At 70.4% G+C, this 17,108-nt stretch carries 12 protein-coding genes; 6 read left to right on the forward strand and 6 right to left on the reverse strand.

The annotated features are described in order from the left end of the window. Window positions 1-4: 4 nt before the first annotated feature. From BGO82_RS20045 to BGO82_RS20060, 4 genes are all read right to left on the reverse strand, one after another. Window positions 5-880 carry a branched-chain amino acid ABC transporter permease gene (locus BGO82_RS20045; RefSeq protein ID WP_291307391.1) on the reverse strand — a complete coding sequence of 292 codons (876 nt, stop codon included), beginning with the start codon at window positions 878-880 and terminating at the stop codon, window positions 5-7. A gap of 59 nt (window positions 881-939) precedes the next feature. Continuing rightward, a complete protein-coding gene (locus BGO82_RS20050; RefSeq protein ID WP_291307392.1) occupies window positions 940-2,280 on the reverse strand; it encodes a substrate-binding protein in 1,341 nt (446 codons plus the stop codon). 192 nt (window positions 2,281-2,472) lie between these two features. Next, window positions 2,473-2,781, reverse strand: a complete 309-nt coding sequence (locus BGO82_RS20055; RefSeq protein WP_291307586.1) for an Hpt domain-containing protein — start codon at window positions 2,779-2,781, stop codon at window positions 2,473-2,475. Continuing rightward, a complete protein-coding gene (locus BGO82_RS20060; RefSeq protein WP_291307393.1) occupies window positions 2,781-3,542 on the reverse strand; it encodes a response regulator transcription factor in 762 nt (253 codons plus the stop codon). The genes BGO82_RS20055 and BGO82_RS20060 overlap by 1 nt, the downstream gene beginning before the upstream one ends. Window positions 3,543-3,576: 34 nt before the next feature. Here BGO82_RS20060 and BGO82_RS20065 point away from each other — a divergent pair, with 34 nt between their 5' ends. The 4 genes from BGO82_RS20065 to BGO82_RS20080 all read left to right on the forward strand — a co-directional run bounded on the left by BGO82_RS20065 (window position 3,577) and on the right by BGO82_RS20080 (window position 8,000). Continuing rightward, window positions 3,577-4,050 carry a response regulator gene (locus BGO82_RS20065; RefSeq protein WP_291307394.1) on the forward strand — a complete coding sequence of 158 codons (474 nt, stop codon included), beginning with the start codon at window positions 3,577-3,579 and terminating at the stop codon, window positions 4,048-4,050. 3 nt (window positions 4,051-4,053) lie between these two features. After that, window positions 4,054-4,278: a hypothetical protein gene (locus tag BGO82_RS20070; RefSeq protein WP_291307395.1), complete on the forward strand. Its 225-nt coding sequence runs from the start codon at window positions 4,054-4,056 to the stop codon at window positions 4,276-4,278. Continuing rightward, window positions 4,275-7,031 carry an ATP-binding protein gene (locus BGO82_RS20075; RefSeq protein WP_291307396.1) on the forward strand — a complete coding sequence of 919 codons (2,757 nt, stop codon included), beginning with the start codon at window positions 4,275-4,277 and terminating at the stop codon, window positions 7,029-7,031. Before BGO82_RS20070 ends, BGO82_RS20075 begins: the two co-directional genes overlap by 4 nt. A 228-nt stretch (window positions 7,032-7,259) precedes the next feature. After that, entirely contained in the window at window positions 7,260-8,000 is a 741-nt protein-coding gene (locus BGO82_RS20080) for a ribonuclease activity regulator RraA (protein WP_291307397.1), read from the forward strand. A 55-nt stretch (window positions 8,001-8,055) separates the two neighbouring features. On the opposite strand, the gene BGO82_RS20085 is transcribed toward BGO82_RS20080, so the two are convergent. After that, window positions 8,056-9,090 carry a LacI family transcriptional regulator gene (locus BGO82_RS20085; protein ID WP_291307398.1) on the reverse strand — a complete coding sequence of 345 codons (1,035 nt, stop codon included), beginning with the start codon at window positions 9,088-9,090 and terminating at the stop codon, window positions 8,056-8,058. A 185-nt stretch (window positions 9,091-9,275) separates the two neighbouring features. Here BGO82_RS20085 and BGO82_RS20090 point away from each other — a divergent pair, with 185 nt between their 5' ends. Then, window positions 9,276-13,439 carry a TIR domain-containing protein gene (locus BGO82_RS20090; RefSeq protein ID WP_291307399.1) on the forward strand — a complete coding sequence of 1,388 codons (4,164 nt, stop codon included), beginning with the start codon at window positions 9,276-9,278 and terminating at the stop codon, window positions 13,437-13,439. A 29-nt stretch (window positions 13,440-13,468) separates the two neighbouring features. After that, complete coding sequence (locus tag BGO82_RS20095) at window positions 13,469-15,220, forward strand: hypothetical protein (RefSeq protein ID WP_291307400.1); 1,752 nt, start codon at window positions 13,469-13,471, stop codon at window positions 15,218-15,220. A 206-nt stretch (window positions 15,221-15,426) separates the two neighbouring features. Here BGO82_RS20095 and amrB read toward each other — a convergent pair whose 3' ends face one another. Next, window positions 15,427-17,097, reverse strand: coding sequence for an AmmeMemoRadiSam system protein B (amrB, locus tag BGO82_RS20100; RefSeq protein WP_291307401.1), 1,671 nt, complete (start codon window positions 17,095-17,097; stop codon window positions 15,427-15,429). Between the last annotated feature and the right edge of the window lie 11 nt (window positions 17,098-17,108).

Below are 17,108 nucleotides of genomic sequence, written 5' to 3' on the forward strand. Positions count from 1 at the left end.
TCGCCTATTCGCGGCTCGCCGAGCCGAGCAGCCCGTACGGTCTGAGGACCAGCACCAGCGTCATGGCGACGAACAGCATGACGTAGGCGTAGCCCGGATTGAACATGGAGGTGATGCTGATGATCTCGCCGGCGATCAGCCCGCCCAGCACCGCGCCGGGGAACGAGCCGACGCCGCCGATCACCACCACCACGAAGGTCTGCACCAGGATCGGCTCGCCCACATCGGGCGCGAGCGACACCACCGGCGCGTTGACGATGCCGGCAAACCCCGCCGCCGCCGCGCCGATGCCGAACACCAGCATGAACACGCGATAGACGTTGATGCCGAGCGAGCCCACCATCACCGGATCTTCGATCCCGGCCCTGACGATCATGCCGAGCTTGGTGCGGTAGAGCACGAGATACAGCACCAGCAGCGCCACCGCGACGATGCCGAACAGCGCCAGCCGGTAGGTGGGATAGACCATGAAGCCGAGATTGGTGATGCCGACGAGGCCGGGCGGCGGCGGCACCGATTTGGACAGGCTGCCGAAGAAGAAGCGCACCGCCTCGACGAACACGATCCCCAGCCCGAACGTCACCAGGATCTGGTCCTCCGCCGGGCGGTTGTAGAAATAGCGGATGATGCCGCGTTCCATCAGCACGCCGACCAGCATCACGAACAGCGTTCCGACCACCACGGCCAGCGGGAACGAGCCGGTGTAGCTGAAGGCGACGTAGCCGGCGTAGCCGCCGAGCATGAACATGGCGCCATGCGCCAGGTTGAGCACGCCGAGCGTGCCGTAGATGATGGTGAGGCCGGACGAGATCAGCGCCAGCAGCGCTCCCAGCACCAGCCCGTTGAACATCTGCGACAGGAAGTTTGCCCAGTTGACCACGCTCGACCTCGCGCATGATGGGTCGCCGCCGCGGCGGCGGCGACCGGGGTTTCAGACGATCAGGTGTACGAGCCCAGCTGGCAGCCGAAGGCGTCGGGCGCCTGCATCAGGCCTTCGCCCGGCACCACTTCCAGCACTTCCCAGAAGTCCTCGTCGTTCTTCATGTCGCTGGGCTTCTTGCCGCGCACGATGACCACCGGGCGCACGCACTGGTGATCCTCGGGACGATAATGCACGTCGCCGAGCAGCGAGGGCATGGTCTCGCCCTTTTCCCACGTCTTGATCACGTCCGGCGGGTAGAAGGTGCCGGCCTCGGTGACCACCCGCGCCCAGTGGGCGAAGCTGACATAGGAGTTCTCGGCGCCCCATTCCGGCCGGTAGCCGTACTTCTTGAAGAACGCCTCGACGAACATCTTGGCCAGCGGATACTGGTCCTCCTGCGTCCACCAGAAATCGGTGGCCGCATAGACGCCTTCCATCACGTCGGCGCCCACTTCCTTGGACAGGAACGGGATCTGGTACGGGATCACCAGGTTCATCGTCGGCAGCAGCCCGAACTGCTTGGCCTGCTGCGTGCTGAGCACCGCGTCGCGGCCCCAGTTCACGTTGATCAGGAACTCGGCGCCGGAATTGGCGATGTTGGTGAGGTACTGGCTGAAGTCCTGCGTGCCGAGCGGCGAGACCTGGTCGGTCACCTGCGTCCAGCCCGCATTCTGCGTCAGGTAGTCGTTGACCGATTTGGTCACCGTGTGCCCGTAGGTGTAGTCGGGCGTCATGAACGCCGCCTTGCGGTTCTTGCCGAAGGCCTTGACCAGCACCGGCCCGATCGCCGCCGCGGCCGTCTGGCCGAAGAAGTTCTGGCGGAAGCCGTAGCGCACGCAGTCCTTGCCGGTGGTGTCGTTGGAGCCGGAAATGCCCGCGAGGTACAGCACCTTCTCGCGGTCGGCGAGGTGGTTGAGCGCCACCGCGACGGCGCTCGAGGTCGAGCCCGTCATCAGCACGATCTTGTTGTCGGCGATGAAGCGCTGCTCCGCCTGCACGGCGTCGTTCGGCTTGGCGGCGGAATCGGCCACCAGCAGCTTCACTTCCTTGCCCAGCAGGCCCTTGGTGAGGCTCGGCACGAACTGCTTCATCAGATCGTGGCCGGTGTTCATGTGCTCGACCGCGAGCTCCCAGCCCTTCAGCTCGTCCTCGCCCTGCACCGCATAGGTGCCGGTGCGCGGCACGGCGACGCCGATCGATACCGAATCGCCCGACGATCCGGCCGGCCAGGTGCCGAGCGGCGGCTGGTCTTCGGCGAAGGCGAAGCTGGGCAGCAGGCTTGCACCCGCGGCGGCGCCCGTAGCCAGAAGCATTGTACGGCGGCTGATGCCGCCGCTGAAAAGATCATGGTCCTTCATTTGGTCCTCCCAAGCTGCACACCGGCCGGTGCCGGCGCGGGCAGTCATGCTTGGCAGGAGACCGGCTCCTGGCGTGCGGGGCCGGCGCCTTCTGTCGAGGCGTATCGGGCCCGGGCCATTGGCCTCCTCCTGCCAACTCCCGGGACGGAGTAGAATCGAGCAAGCTGATGAAAGCCTGACCCGGAACTGACCTCAAGCTGACTTTCCCGGCAGCCCGAGCGCCTGCTCCAGCGCCGCCAGCAGCCGGGCGACGTCGGCGGCCCGCACCGGCTCGCCGGCGACGAAGCGGTCGTCGAGCTCGATCGCGATATTGCCCACTTCGGCATAGCCGAAGGTGCCGGCGGCGCCCGCGAGCCCGTGCACGATGCGCGCCAGGTCCTCGAGCCTGCCGCTGTCGCTGAGCTGCGCGATGGCCTGCCGGTCGGCGTCGAGCCGGGCCCGGAACGAGCCGTCCGGATCGAGCAGCTTCAGGTCCTGCCCGGTCGGCCGCGGCGTCCGCATCAATTGGGCGCGCCGCCCGCTCCCACCAGCCGGTAGCCGATGCCGCGCCGGGTCTCGAGCGCCACCCCGGCGCCCGCCGCCTTCAGCGCCCGCCTCAGCTTGGAGATCTGCGCCTCGATCGAATTGGCGGTCACGTCGTCGTCGAAGCCGTAGAGCGCTTCCTCGACCATGCGCTTGGGCGTCATGTGGTTCTTGCGCCGCGCCAGCAGCTCGAGCAGCTGGAACTGCTTGCGCGGCAGCGCCAGGCTCACCCCGTCGACGATCGCCTCCAGCGCGTCGGCGTCGACCACCATGTTGGCGATGGCGATGCGGTGGCCCCGCAGCCGCGACGGCCGGCGCAGCAGGGCGGTGACCCGCGCCCGCATCTCCGGCACCGCGAACGGCTTCACCAGATAGTCGTCGGCGCCGCTGGTGAGCCCCATCACCCGGTCCTCCACCCGCCGCCGCGCCGTCAGCATCAGGATCGGCGCCTCGACCGTGCGCCGCCGCATTTCGCGCACCAGGTCGAGCCCGTCGCCGTCCGGCAGCCCGAGATCGACGATCATCAGCGTGTAGTCGTTGGCCCGCGCCGCGAACAGCGCATCCTCGGCATAGCGCACCGTGTCGACGGTGTGGCCCAGCCCCCTGAGCTCGCGTCCGAGCAGCGCCGCGATATTGTCGTCGTCCTCGACCACCAGGATGCGCGCCTGCGCCGCGATCGGCTCGAGATGCTCCCTGCTGGCCGCCGCGAACCCCTCCGCGTGGCCGTAATCCAGCGTCATCGTCACACTCCTCCTCGTATGCCGACGCGGCCGATTGTGTGAGGCTTGTCGCTCAAACACAAGGGGTCTAGGGTCTTTTGGCGGGCAAAGGCAGAGCCGTGCCGCGAGGGAGAAAGCCATTCCGGCCTCGATTCTGATCGCCGACGACGACCCCAACATCCTGCGTGCCTTGACCTTCCTGATGCAGCGCGAGGGACACGAGGTGCGCACCGCCACCGACGGCCAGCAGGCGCTGGCTGCCGTCGCCGACGCCGTTCCCGACGTGCTGCTGCTCGACCTGATGATGCCGCGCGGCAATGGCTACGAGGTGTGCCGCGCGCTGCGCGCCTCGCCCGACTACGACGCCGTTCGCATCATCATGCTCACCGCCCGCGGCGGCGATGCCGACCAGCACACCGGCCTCGCGCTTGGCGCCGACGCCTATGTCACCAAGCCCTTCGCCATCGCCGAAGTGATCGATTGCGTCGCCGCCGTGCTGGCGCGGCCGCGCCCCGCCGGAGGAGCCTGAGCCATGCTTCGCCGCACCGCCCGCCGCGACCGCCTGATCGGCCTGTTCATCCTGGCGCTGCTGCTGTTCAACCCGCCGCTGCTCAACCTGTTCGGCGGCAATTTCTTCGGCTGGCCCGGCCTTTACATCTACCTGTTCAGCGCCTGGGCGCTGATCATCGCCGGCGTCGCTCTGGTGGCCGAGCGCCACCGCGCCGCGGGCGACGATCGCGACGACCGCCTGCCATGAGCCGCGAGCTCGTCCTCGGCATCGCCATCGCCTATCTGCTGGCGCTGTTCGCCATCGCCTTCATGGTCGAACGCGGCACCGGCCGCCTCGGCCGGCTGACCGGCTCGAGCCTGGTCTATACCCTGTCGCTCGCCGTCTATTGCAGCTCCTGGACCTTCAATGGCGGCGTCGGCCGCGCCGCCATCAACGGCTTCGACTTCCTGCCCATCTATCTGGGGCCCACGCTCGCCTTCATCCTCGGCCCCATCCTCATCCGCCGCATGCTGCGCGTCAGCAAGGCCAACAACATCACCTCCATCGCCGACCTGATCGGCGCCCGCTTCGGCCGCTCCGCCGGGCTCGCGGCGCTGGTCACCGTCATCGCCGTGATCGGCCTCATCCCCTATATCGCGCTGCAGCTCAAATCGATCGCCCAGGGCTTTGCCGTCCTGACGCTGACCTCGCCCGATCCGGCCGACCAGCCGCCGCTGCTCGACGGCGCGCTGTGGGCCGCCGCCATCCTCACCGTCTTCGCCATGCTGTTCGGCAGCCGCTCCATCCATCCGGGCGAGCACCACCCGGGCATGGTGGTCGCCATCGCCGCCGAATCGATCCTCAAGCTGGTCAGCCTCACCATCATCGGCCTGTTCGTGGTCTATGGCCTGTTCAACGGCTTCGGCGATCTGTTCGGCCAGGCCGCGGCGCTGCCCGATTTCGCCGCGCTGTTCAAGCGCACGCCCGACCGCTACGGCTTCTCCTGGGTGGCGATGACGCTGCTCGCCATGCTCGCGACCTTCTGCCTGCCGCGCCAGTTCCAGGTGACCGTGGTCGAGAACGTCGACGAGCGCCATCTCGACCGCGCCATCTGGCAGTTCCCGCTCTATCTGCTGCTCATCAACCTGTTCGTGCTGCCCATCGCGGTGGCCGGCCGCCTGCTGCTGCCGGGCGTCGGCAACCCCGACAACCTCGTCCTCGCGCTGCCGCTGGTCGGCGGCCAGCCGGTCATCGCCCTCATCGCCTTTCTCGGCGGCGTCTCCGCCGCCGCCAGCATGGTGGTGGTCGAGACCACGGCGCTCTCCATCATGGTGTGCAACGACGTGGTGATGCCGGCGCTGCTGCGCGTTCCCCCGCTCGGCCTCGCCCGCCGCTCCGACCTCACCCGGCTGCTGCTCTGGGTGCGGCGCGGCGTCATGGTGGTGGTGATGGCGCTGGGCTATCTCTACATGCGCCACGACAGCGCCCAGGTGGCGCTGGTGTCGATCGGCCTCATGTCGTTCGTCGCCGTGGCGCAGTTCGCCCCGGCGCTGATCCTCGGCCTGTTCTGGCGCGGCGCTACCAAGGCCGGCGCCTTCGCCGGCATCTCCGCCGGCTTCGTCGTCTGGTGCTACACGCTGCTGCTGCCCAGCTTCATCGCCCCGCCGATCGCCAATTTCGTCGCCTATGGCCCGTTCAATCTCGGCCCGCTGCGGCCCTATGCGCTGTTCGGCCTCGCCGGCCTCGATCCGGTGACGCATTCGACCTTCTGGTCGCTGCTCGCCAATGTCGGCGCCCTGCTCGGCGTCTCCATGCTCGGCCGCCAGCGCCCGATCGACCGCGCCCATGCGGCGCTGTTCGTCGATGCCGACAATCCGCGCGACGCGGCGCAGATCTGGCGCCGCACCGCGCTGATCCCCGACCTGCACTCGCTCGCCTCGCGCTTTCTCGGCCGCGACCGCGCCGACGACGCCTTCGCCACCTGGGCCGCCGGCCGCGGCCTCGATCCGGCGACCACCGTCACCGCCGACGCCGAGACCGTGCTGTTCTACGAGCGGCTGCTCGCCAGCGTCATCGGCGCCGCCTCGGCCCGGGTGCTGGTCGGCGCCATCGTCGAGGAGGAGCAGCTCGGCGTCGACGACGTCATGCGCATCCTCGACGAGACGCAGCGCGTGCTCGAGGCCAATCGCCGGCTCGAGGAAAAATCGCTGGCGCTCGAAACCGCCACCGCCGAGCTGCAGGCCGCCAACACCCGCCTCAAGGAGCTCGACCGGCTGAAGGACGATTTCGTCGCCACCGTCAACCACGAGCTCAGAACGCCGCTCGCCTCGATCCGCGCCTTCTCCGAAATCCTGCGCGACCACCCGCAGCTCGGCGATGCCGAGCGCCTCGAATTCCTCGCCATCGTCATCGCCGAATCCGAGCGGCTGACCCGCCTCATCGGCCAGCTGCTGCATCTGAGCAAGATCGAGGCGACCGGCACCATGCCGGCCCGCGCCGAGCTCGTCGACCTCGCCGCGGTGGTGCGCGAATCCGCCGCCGCCATGCGCCAGGTCTTCGCCGGCGCCGGCGTCGCGCTCGACATCGACATCGCCTGCGACGACGCCCGCATCGTCGGCGACCACGACCGGCTGGTGCAGGTGCTGATCAATCTGCTCGGCAACGCCGCCAAATTCTCGCCGCGCCGGACCGGCCGCGCCACGCTGTCGCTGCGCGCCGCCGGAAGCGAGATCGAGCTCGCCGTCGCCGACAACGGCCCGGGCATCCCGCCCGCCGCCCGCGACGTGGTGTTCGACCGTTTCCGCCAGCTCGGCGACGCCCTCGGCGACAAGCCCGAAGGCGTCGGCCTCGGCCTCGCCATCAGCCAGCGCATCGTCGCCCAGCACGGCGGCCGCATCTGGATCGAGGACGCCCCCGCCGGCGGCGCCGTGTTCCGCATCCGCCTCGCCGCCGCACCGGCAGAGCGTCGCAGTCAGTCCCCTCGCCCCTCCGGGGAGCGGGTGGCGGAGCTTGGAGCGTAGCGACGCTGCGAAGCTGGGGGAGGCGGCCTTTCCTGACGCCAGCCGGCCCAACCGCATGAGCGACAGCCCCCCGCCGCCCGCTGCCAATGCCAAAACAGCCGCCGCCTCTCACTTTCTGGGGATCGGCGGGCCCGCTTTCGCACATCGAGGCGAGACAGGCCGGCTGGGATCGCTATGCTGCGCACGAAACGGCCGCGGGCCAGCCCGGCGGCGAAACTGGAGGAACGAGTGGACATTCCAACAATCAAGCGGCCACCCAGGCACATCATCGATGCCCTCAGGGACATCGGCACGGCGACCGTCGCCGGCACGCTCGGCCATGCCGGCTTCCGCAACCCGCATATGCTGGGCCCGGTCAGCCAGCGCCCCGGCAAGTCGATCGTCGGCCCGGCGCTGACCCTGCAATTCCTGCCGCAGCGGCCGGATTTGTTCAGCGAGGGCGAATACGCCGATCCCGAGACGCAACTGCACCGCCACGTCCTCTACCAGGTCGAGGAAGGCGATGTGGTCGTGGTCGATGCCCGCGGCGACATGAGCTCGGGCGTCTTCGGCGACATGATGTCGACCTATTTCAAGGGCCGCGGCGGCGCCGGCATCGTCATCGACGGCGTCATGCGCGACCGGCCCAATGTCGAAAAGCTCGATCTGGCGCTGTGGCTGCGCGGCTGGACGCCGAACTATCACGTGCAGGTTTCCATCTTTCCCTCGGCGGTCAACGTGCCGATCGCCTGCGGCGGCGTCACCGTCATCCCCGGCGACATCATCATGGCCGACGACGACGGCGTCATCGTGCTGCCGCCCTCGATGGCCGAGCAGGTCATCGAGGAGTCGCGCAAGCACGCCGACTGGGAAGTATTCAGTCGCGAGAAGCTGCAGCAGGGCGCCGACCTGCGCCGCTACTATCCGCTGCATCCCGACGCGCAGGGCGAATACGAGGCCTGGCGCAAGCTGAATCCGGTGAAGCCGTAGCCGCCGTCGCGCCGGCGAAGCCCTCCCCCGCGCCGGGGAGGGCAGGGCGCGCCGTCTAGCCCCGCCAGTGCACCCTGGGCTCGCCCAGCGTCCGCAGCGTCTCGGCCGGCTCGCCCTCGATGCGCCGGATCAGCAGCCGCGCCAGCTCCATGCCGGCCGCCAGCACGTCCTCCTCGATCGTGTCGAGCTCGGGATAGAGCGTCGGCAGCAGCTCCGAGGTCTGCTTGCAGATGAAGTGCACGTCGCGCCCCAGCGCCACGCTCTCGTCCTGCAGTCCGGCGATGATGAACAGCGAGCGCAGCTCGCTGTCGCAGATGATGCCGTCCGGCCGCGGCGCCATGCGGGCGATCTCGCGCCCGAAGGCGCGCGTCTCCGCCGAGGCCGGCTCGGCGATCGCCGGGCTCAGCACCTGCGCCTGCAGGCCGTGCCGCGCCGCCGCCTCGCGGTAAGTGGTGACGATCGTGTGGTGGTTGTAGGTCTGCTCGCGGGCCACCACCAGCAGCAGCCGGCGCCGCCCCATCTGCGCCAGCCGCGCGACCGCCAGCCGGATGAACTCCTCCGAATGGTAGTCGTTGTAGGGATGCGGCGCGTGGAACTCGGTTCGCCCGTGCGTGACGAACGGAAAGCCCGCATCCATCAGCAATTGCACCCGCGCGTCGCGGGCCATGGTGTGGGTGATGATCACGCCGTCGGCGGTGCGGTTGGCGACGATGGTGCGGATGGCCTCGAGCGTCGCCTCGGGCCCGAATTCGGGCGTCACGTTGAGGTGGTAGCGCGTGCCCTGGATGGCATGGCCGATTCCCTGGATCAGGTAGCGCGCGAAATCGATGGTCTCGTCGGTGCGCTCCAGCACCAGGGCGATGACGTTGGTCTTGCCGGTCCTCAGCCGCACCCCGGCGCGGTCCGGCACGTAGCCGAGCTGTGCCGCCGCTTCCGTCACCCGCCGGTAGGTCTCGGGCTTCAGCCGCTCGCCGCCGCGCAGCGCCAGCGACACCGTCGACGGGCTGAGCCCGGTCAATTCGGAAATCGTCCGCAGCGTGGCGCGCGCGGGACCCGCTTTGCCGGATTTCTCGCTCGGTGGCTCGCTCATCGGCGGCATCTCTTTCACAGGACGCCGGCCAATTCAACGTCGCCGCCCGGCGCCGGCCGGTGCAGCCGACGCCTTGCCGCCGCCACGTCGCCGCCGGCGCGGCGCACCGACTCCGTCACCCCTAAGCCCTTTTTGCGCCGCGCTTTTCAGCTTATGGTCCGCGGCGGTTTGGGGCTACGCGGTCGTTGGGCAAGATCTTCATTTCGCATTCGTCGGCCAACAATGCCGAGGCGCTGGCCATCCACGACTGGCTGGCCGAGAACGGCTGGGGCGACGTCTTCCTCGATCTCGATCCGCGCCGCGGCCTCGTCGCCGGCGACCGCTGGCAGGCCGCCCTCAAGGCCGCCGCCGAACAATGCGAGCTGATCCTCATCGTCGTCAGCCCGGAATGGGCCCGCTCGAAATGGTGCCTCGCCGAATTCCTGCTCGCCAAGCAGATGAACAAGCAGATCCTCGGCGTGGTGGCGAAGCCGACCCCCATCGCCGAACTGCCGGTCGAGCTCACCGCCGAATGGCAGCTCGTCGATCTGAGCGCCCCCGATCCGGGCTGGTCCACCACCATCTCGCCGCCGCGCTACGAGCCCGAAACCACGGTCAAATTCTCCGGCACCGGCCTTGCGCGCCTCGCCGCCGGGCTCGAAAAGGCCGGCCTCGACGCCACCAATTTCAACTGGCCGCCCGACAGCGACCCGCAGCGCGCCCCGTATCGCGGCCTCAAGCCGCTCGATGCCGACGATGCCGGCATCTTCTTCGGCCGCGACGGCGCTATCGTCCTCACCCTCGATGCGCTGCGCGGGCTCGAGGCCGCGGCGCCGCCGCGCATGCTGACCATTCTGGGCGCCTCGGGCGCCGGTAAATCGTCGTTCCTGCGCGCCGGCCTGCTGCCGCGCCTCCAGCGCGACAGCCGGCATTTCGCCGTGCTGCCGATCATCCGCCCCGAGCGCGCCGCGCTCAGCGGCGAGCATGGCTTTGCCGCCATGTTCGAGGCCGCGCTCAAGGCGCGCGGCATCACCCGCAACCGCGCCGACATCCGCGCCGCCGTCACCGCCGGCGCCGCTGCGGTGCGCCCGCTGCTGGCCACGCTCGCCGTCCCGCTCGACAGCGGCGACGGCGCCGCGCCCGCCACCCCGCCCACCCTCGTCATCGCCGTCGACCAGGCCGAGGAGCTGCTTGGCGCCGACACCGCCGAGGCCGGCCCGTTCCTCACGCTGCTCGCCGATCTCGCGCGCTCCGACGATCCGGCCGTGCTCGTCATCTTCACCGTGCGCTCCGACAGTTTCGAGTCCTTGCAGTCGCGGCCCGAGCTCGCCGGCACGCAGCCGCATCACCTCGTCGACCTGCCGCCGGTGCCCGCCGGCTCCTATGGCGACATCATCCGCGGTCCCGCCCGCCGCATGAGCGCCGCCGGCCGCAAGCTGCTGGTCGAGGAAACGCTGGTCGATGCGCTGCTCGCCGACATCGAGCAGGGCGGCACCAAGGACGCGCTGCCGCTCCTCGCCTTCACGCTGGAACGGCTTTACACCGACTACGGTGCCGATGGCGATCTCCAGCTCGGCGAATACGAAAAACTCGGCCGCATCCGCGGCGCCATCGAGGCGGCGGTCGAGCAGGCGCTGGCTGCCGCCGACGGCAATCCCGCCATCCCGCGCGACCGCGCCGCGCGCCTCGCGCTGCTGCGCCGCGGGCTCATCCCCTGGCTCGCCGGCATCGATCCCGAAACCGGCACGCCGCGCCGCCGCGTCGCCCGCCTCAGCGAGGTGCCCGCCGAGGCGCGCCCGCTGATCGAGCTGATGGTCAGCCAGCGCCTGCTCGCAACCGACATCGACAAGCCCACCGGCGAGCGCACCATCGAGCCGGCGCACGAGGCGCTGCTGCGCCAATGGGGCGCGCTCGACGGCTGGCTGGTCGAGGATTCCGCCGCTCTCGCCACCATCGAGGCGCTGCGCCGCGCCGCCACCGACTGGGACGCCAACGCCCGCGGTCCCGAATATCTGGTCCACACCGGCGCCCGCCTCGCTGCTGCCGGCGAGGCGGCGTCCGGCGACACATTCGCCGCCTATCTCACCTCCGTCGACCGCGCCTATCTCGACGCCGCCCGCGCCGCCGAGGATGCCGCGAAGCGCCGGGCCCGCGCGCTCCGCACCCGGCTGACCGTCGCCGCCGCCATCGCCGGCGTGGTGCTCGTCGCCGGCCTCACCGCCGGATATTTCATCTACACCGCCGGCGAGGCGGCCAGGCGCGACGCCGCCGCGAGCTTCGCCACCGCGCAGGCCGAAGCCGCCCTCCGCGCCGGCCGCCCCGAGGATGCGGCCAAGGCGGCGCTCACCGCGCTCGACATCGCGCCCTCGACCGCCACCCGCACCGCCGCGCTCACCGCCGCCATGGCGGTGTCGCCCAACACCATCGCCACCGTGCCGGTCGCCGGCCGCGTCGCCGACACGCTCTGGCTCGATCCCGATCATCTGCTGCTGCTCAATGCCGCCGGCACCGTCACCGCCGTCGATCTCGGCATGCGCAAGCTCGCTGCGCCGGCCAGCCTGCCCACGGGGCCGATGCCCATCGCGCTGGCGCCGCGCGGCGCCGGCGAGGCCGAAATCATCTACGCCGACGGCAGCATCGGCGCGCTCGACGGCACGGTGATCGCCGCCGCGCCGCGCTTCGGCACCGACCGCGACGGCGAAATCCGTAACGTCGCGCCGGCCGCCGACGATGCCTTCGCGGCGCGCGCCGGCACCGCCCGGACCAGCGCCGACGGCAAGCTCGTCGCCATGATCGGGCTTGCCGGCGACGTGCTCGTCCGCGACTGCCGCTCATTGCCCTGCGTCGATGCCCGGCTGGCCGCGCCCGACGCGGCCGGCGGCGCCGCGGCGCTGGCCGGCGCCCTGGCCGTGCGCCCCGACGGTGCCGGCTTCGCCGTCAATTGGTGGCCGGGCTTTATCGCCCTCTATGCCGACGCCCAGGCGCCGCCCGATTTGCTGCCGCTGCCCCAGGGCGTGTCGACCAACGGCGTCGCCACCGGCATGGATTGGGGCGGCGACCGCATCGCCCTCAACACCGATGCCGGCAAGGTGGTGCTGCTCGATCCGGCCGGCGCCGCCGCGCCCGTCGTCATCGAAGGCGGCACGCTGACCCCGGCGCTCGCCTGGTCGCCTGCCGCGCCGCTGCTGGCGCTGGTCTGCGACAACATCTCCGTCTGCCTCTACCGCCCCAGCGGCGCGCGCGTCGCGACCTTCGCCGGCCACACCGGCAAGATCGGCGCCTTGCGCTGGAGCGCCGACGGCAGCGAGCTGGTCTCGGTCGCCCCCGGCGATCCGGTGCGCCTGTGGTCGCTCGATGCCGATCCGCAAATCACCGCCCCCCGCACCACCGAAGCCTGGACGGCGCTCACCGCGCTCGCCGTCGAGCGGGCCGGCGGCCGCGTCGCTGCCGGCGACGAAACCGGCGCGCTCTGGCTGTGGACCGGCGACGGGCCGACACCGGGCAAGCTCGTTGTCCCCGACCTGCAGCGCAAGGTCACGTCCGTGGCCTGGCTCGGCGACGGCCGCCTCGCCGCCGTCTACGAGAACCGCGCCGTCGCCGTCTGGACTCCCGGCAAGCCGGCGCCCGACAAGCTGCTGACGCTCGACAATCTCAGCTTCTCGCGTGTCGCCGCGCTCAGCGGCGACATCCGCGCCGCCGTGCCGCTCAGCGACAAGACCATCCTCGTCCTCTCCGGCCCCGATCTGCGCGACGCCCGCATCCCCGCCGACGATATCGGCCTCGACCAATGGGGGCTTACTGCGGCGCCCGCCGCCAATGCCGCCTTCGTCTCCTATTCCGACGGCAGCATCCGCCGCCGCGACCTCGGCGCCGGCGGCGCCGGCACCACCATCTTCGATGCCAAGACCTCGCTCTGCGGCGCGCCCCCGACCACCGACAACAACGGCGCCAAGAGCCTCGACGTCAGCGCCGACGGCAAATGGCTGGTGGCGACCCGCAGCGACGACCGCGTCATCGTCCACAATCTCGCCGATCCGGCGCAGCCGCTCTGCCTGGCGCTCGCCGCCCCCGACAGTAAGACCGTGGCCTTATCGCCCGCCGGCACGCAGCTTGCCATCCTCAGCGCCACCGACCGGCTCTACGTCTTCGACCTGGCGCACCCCGACACCGCCACCATCCTCGGCGCTCCGGCGGTGCCCGACAACTCGCCCGAGGCGATCGCCGCCGGCACCGCCCGCACCACCTCGTGGCTCGCCTGGCAGGACGAGCACACGCTGCTGGTCGCCACCACCGCCGGCACGGTGAACGCCGTCAACCTCGACCCCGCGGCGTGGCGTGCCCGTGTGGACACCCTGAGCGTCACTCAATAGTGTCGTTACAAACCCTGGGGGAGGGGACGGTGCATCGACGACGACCATATTCGGCATGGCTGCTGGCCCTGGCGCTGTCGACCAGCCTTTGTGCGCCTCTCGCGCCGGCTTTCGCCGCCACCGTCGAGGCGCTGCCGACGGCGCCTGCCGCCCCCCTCGCCGTGCCCGGCGCCGAAGCGGGCGCCTTCCGCACCTGGGTGCAGCTCGTCTGGAATCCCGCCACCCGCCGCCTCGAGCGGTTGAGCTTCACCGCCTGGGACCCCATCCCCTCGCTCGGCCTCGAGCTGCAATGGCTCCCCGACGATCCCGCCGGCAACCGCGCCGGCCCACTCGACGGCCGCGGCACGCTCAGCTTCCGGAAGCCCGGCGCCGCCTCCTACGATGCCGCCGCCACCCTGGCGCAATATCGCGGCACCCTGCGCGACGGCCGCGCCGAAGGCTTCGGCGAATTCCTCGACCGCTCCGGCTTCTCCTATGCCGGCGGCTGGCATCTGGGCCTGATGGAGGGCGAGGGCCGCCTCGTCGCCGCCAATGGCGACGAATATGTCGGCGCCTTCAAGGCCGGCCGCCGCGACGGCAAGGGCGTGTTCACCGACGCCACCGGCCAGATCTTCACCGGCCGCTTCGTCAACGGCGCCGAGGCCGACGGCGTCACCCTGCAGCGCACCGCCGGCACCTATCCCGTCTATGCCGACCTGCGCATCGGCGTCGTCACCGAGCGCCGCCCGCACAATTACGACCTCGGCTTCGATCCGATGAGCTACACCAGCAAGGCAGATGGCGACGCGCTCGACATCCTGCCCGACGACCAGCGCCTGCTCGACGTCTGGCACGGCGCCGTGCCCATCACCATGACCGACGCCGAGATCGCCGCCTTCGACGATCCCTCCACCACCCCGAGCTTCCTCGGCGCCTATGAGCGCTTCGATCCGCTGTCGCTGGTGTTCGAGCTCGAAAACAGCTCCACCGAGACCGTCTCGGTGGTCGGCGGCTTCCTCGATGTCGGCAACAGCCGTCGCGACGGCGAGCCGGCGGTGCAGGTGCGGCCGTTCCCGCGCGATCCGTGCTCGGGCGCCGTCGATTTCCTGCCCAAATTCTTCATCGACAATTTCGGCTGGTCGGCGATGGAGAACGCCTCGCTCGAGATCACCGCCGGCTCCATCGACGGCCGCAGTGAGGGCACGCCGCTCAGCGTGCCGCTGCCCGCCATCACCACCACCGCCGAGGCCAACGTCGCCGCGCAGATGACGGCGCTGGGCCTCGACACCGGCTTCCTGTCGGCCAACAAGCTGCGCTGCACCGACCCCAACGACGAGCGTCTCTGCCTCGCCGAGCTCAGGCAGTCGGGCCGCTTCGGCAAGCTCGCCGACTACATCTCGCTCGACTACAGCACCGTGGTCACCGCCGTCCTCGGCAGCATCGACTATGACTGGACCACCTCCGACGGCGCCGTCAGCCACAAGAGCTCGCCATTCTCGGTCACCATCCCCATCGCCTCGGTGGCCAACGATGCCGAATGCGGCGAGGGCGGCGAGATCATCCCGGTGCGCCACGATCCGTTCCAGTTCCACCTCGACCAGCAGAACTACCGCATGTCGCTGCCCTTCGCCGGCGACGTCGCGCCCGGCTTCACCTCGCGCTGGCGCATCGAGCTCAGCGCTGCTGAAACGTCGCTCCACGATTTCCAGATCGTGCTGCTCCTGAGCGACGGCCGCCAGCTCGCCTCCCGCCCCATCCACCTCACCTACTTCATGCCGCCAAAGCACGACGTTCCGAAGTAGGTATCAGCCAAGGCCGTATCGCCGGTGGTTGTGGCCCCCACCCTCGGTCCCTCCCCGCAAGGGGGAGGGAGGCGCTGGAACCGCATTCTCAAAGGTTTCAGTCAGGCTCCCCTCCCCCTTGCGGGGAGGGGACGGGGGTGGGGGCCATAACCACTAGCTTTGCGTTCCCCGACTGCCGATTGCCGACGGCCGGCATACCGCACGCCCTACTCCCGTCCCAGCTCGAACAGATTGGGCATCGGCAGCAGCCGCGCCGCCACCGTGCCCTGCTTGAACACCCGCACCTCCAGCAGCGCGCTCGAGCCGCGCGGCGAGCTCTGGTCGAACAGGAAATTGCCGAGCGAGAACACCATCTGCCCGGCGCCGCCCGCCACCGGCTGCACCGCTTGCGCGGCCTGGTGCGAATGCCCGCCCACCACCAGCGACACGCCGCAGCGCATGAGCTTTTGCGCGATGTCCCGCTCGCGGGCCGTCGCGGCGGCGGTGTATTCCTCGCCCCAATGCACCATCGCGACCAGCGGCGGCGCCGCGCTGAGCCGGCACACCCAGTCGAGGTCGCGAGCATCGGCGATGGCGTCGCCCACCAGCCTGCCGCCGACGAAATTCAGCGCCAGCAGGCGGAACGCGCCCATGTCGGTCACCGTGCCGTGCTCGAGCGGCCGGATTCCCAGCCGGCCGAGCTGCGCCACCGTTTCGGCCCGCCCCTCCGGCCCCAGGTCGTTGGCGTGGTTGTTGGCGAGATCGGCGGCGACGACGTTGAGCGCTGCCAGCATCGGCGCTGCGTCCTCGGTGGTCATCAGATGTGCGTCGCGCCCGACGCCGGTCACCGGCCCGTCCAGCAGTACGCCCTCGAGATTGATCGCCAGCGGCGCCCCGCGCGTCACCGCCAGCACCGCATCGCGGATCGCCGTCCACGACTTCGGCTGCTGCAGCAGCGGCAGGAAATACCGCCCCAGCAGCACGTCGCCGGCAAAGAACAGCCGCGTCGTGTCGGCGTAGGAAAACACCGTTCCAGCCGCCGCGTCCTTGAGCCACGCCGCCACCACATAGCTCGTGGTCGAGTCCGGCCCGGTGCCGTAAGTCGCCGAATTGCCGTTGGCCAGCACCACCGGCGCGGCGCCGAACACGTCGCGCTGCAGCGCCATCTGCAGATAGGTCGCGGCCTTGCTGTCCATGTGCGCCGGCTGCAGCAGCGGCACGACCGCCTCGGGGTCGCCGGCATCGAGCACCGCGATCGATTCCTGGTCGCGTGCGATCGCTTCCGGCAGCGGCCGGTAGTGCGAAAAATCCGTCGATTGCACGATCAGCGTATCGGCCGTCGCCAGCGGCTTGAGCAGGGCCGCCATCGCCCGCCAGTCGGCCGGCGTGGCGTTGATCGAGGCCAGCACCGGAATCACCTCGGCGCCGGGGAAGAAAAGCGCGATGAACGGCGCCTCCGCCATCAGCCCGTGCTCGTAGTCCACCGCCGGCAGCACCTGCACCAGCCTGGTGTCGGCCGCCAGCGCCGCCACCCCCGCCGCGTCCGAGGGCACGACGCCCAGCACCGAGCGCAGCGCCTCGCGCGTTGTGCCGAACGGCGCCTGCACCTTCCGGAAATGGTCGGGCGAGATCAGGATGATGCGGCGATAGTGCCCCGCCGAGGCCGCCCAGAAGCCGCGCGCGATCAGCTCCGCCGCCAGCAGATGGTGCGGCACGGTGATGCCGCTCACCCCCGCCGGCGGCACGAAGTCCGGCCGCTCTCTGGCGATCGCCCTGAGGATCGGCGCCGGGTCCTGCGCCGGCAGGAACGGATTGTCCGCGCCCGCCGCCACCGCGCTGCCGCAAAGCCCCACGAGCAGCCACAGCATCGCCCTCACGCCGCCCGTAAACCGTGCCACCCGTCGCTCCC

Source organism: Devosia sp. 67-54, assembly GCF_001899075.1.
Lineage (GTDB): Bacteria > Pseudomonadota > Alphaproteobacteria > Rhizobiales > Devosiaceae > Devosia_A.

Coding starts and splice junctions, on each gene's coding strand:
- BGO82_RS20050 (WP_291307392.1), bottom strand. CDS start 2,280: ATGAAGGACCATGATCTTTTCAGCGGCGGCATCAGCCGCCGTACAATG.
- BGO82_RS20085 (WP_291307398.1), bottom strand. CDS start 9,090: ATGAGCGAGCCACCGAGCGAGAAATCCGGCAAAGCGGGTCCCGCGCGC.
- BGO82_RS20075 (WP_291307396.1), top strand. CDS start 4,275: ATGAGCCGCGAGCTCGTCCTCGGCATCGCCATCGCCTATCTGCTGGCG.
- BGO82_RS20060 (WP_291307393.1), bottom strand. CDS start 3,542: ATGACGCTGGATTACGGCCACGCGGAGGGGTTCGCGGCGGCCAGCAGG.
- BGO82_RS20055 (WP_291307586.1), bottom strand. CDS start 2,781: ATGCGGACGCCGCGGCCGACCGGGCAGGACCTGAAGCTGCTCGATCCG.
- BGO82_RS20070 (WP_291307395.1), top strand. CDS start 4,054: ATGCTTCGCCGCACCGCCCGCCGCGACCGCCTGATCGGCCTGTTCATC.